Origin of the sequence: Rhodovulum bhavnagarense (assembly GCF_004343505.1) — a bacterium.
GTDB lineage: Bacteria > Pseudomonadota > Alphaproteobacteria > Rhodobacterales > Rhodobacteraceae > Rhodovulum > Rhodovulum bhavnagarense.
This window is the reverse complement of sequence record NZ_SLXU01000049.1, coordinates 1-1,097: the sequence shown is the minus strand read 5'-3', so window position 1 is coordinate 1,097 and position 1,097 is coordinate 1. Positions and strand designations below refer to the sequence as shown.

General features: G+C 65.0%; 1 protein-coding gene. It reads left to right on the top strand.

The window, feature by feature from the left end:
- Positions 1 to 1,097: AMP-binding protein (locus EV663_RS15525; RefSeq protein WP_165910233.1), on the top strand; the 1,097-nt coding region annotated here is incomplete at both ends.

Genomic DNA, 1,097 nt, shown 5'->3' with positions numbered 1-1,097 from the left:
ATGCGGGGCGACCGGGTGGTGATCTACCTGCCGATGATCCCCGAGGCGGCCTATGCGATGCTGGCCTGTGCGCGGATCGGGGCGATCCATTCGGTTGTTTTCGCGGGCTTTTCGGCCGACGGCCTGGCCAACCGGATCAACGATTGCGGGGCCAAGGTGGTGATCACGGCCGACACCGCGCCGCGCGGCGGGCGCAAGACCAACCTCAAGTCGAATACCGACGCGGCGCTGTTGCACTGTTCGGACAAGGTGCGCTGCATGGTGGTGAAACATACCGGCGACCAGACCACCTGGATCGAGGGGCGCGACGTGGATGTGCTGGCGCTGATGGAACATGCCAGCCCCGACTGCCCGGCGCGCGAACTGGATGCCGAGCATCCGCTGTTCATCCTTTATACCTCGGGTTCGACGGGCAAGCCCAAGGGGGTTGTGCATTCCTCGGGGGGCTACCTGGTCTATGCCTCGATGACGCATGAATACGTTTTCGACTATCACGAGGGCGACGTGTTCTGGTGCACGGCGGATGTGGGCTGGGTGACGGGGCACAGCTACATCGTCTACGGGCCGCTGGCCAATGGCGCGACGACCGTGATGTTCGAGGGCGTGCCGACCTGGCCCGATGCGGGGCGGTTCTGGCAGGTCTGCCAGGACCTGAAGGTCAACCAGTTCTATACCGCGCCGACCGCGATCCGCGCGCTGATGGGCCAGGGTGCCGAATGGGTCGAGAAATACGACCTCTCCAGCCTCAAGGTGCTGGGCTCGGTTGGGGAACCCATCAATCCCGAGGCCTGGAACTGGTATAACGACCATGTCGGCAAGGGGAACTGCCCGATCGTGGATACCTGGTGGCAGACCGAGACGGGCGGCCACCTGATCACGCCGCTGCCCGGCGCGACGCCGGCCAAGCCCGGCTCGGCCACGCGGCCGTTCTTCGGGGTGCAGCCGGTGGTGCTGGAGCCTGAATCGGGCCGCGAGATCGAGGGTGTCGAGGCCGAGGGCGTGCTGTGCCTCAAGGACAGCTGGCCGGGCCAGATGCGCACGGTTTATGGCGATCACCAGCGGTTCCAGGAAACCTATTTCCAGCAATACAAGGGCTA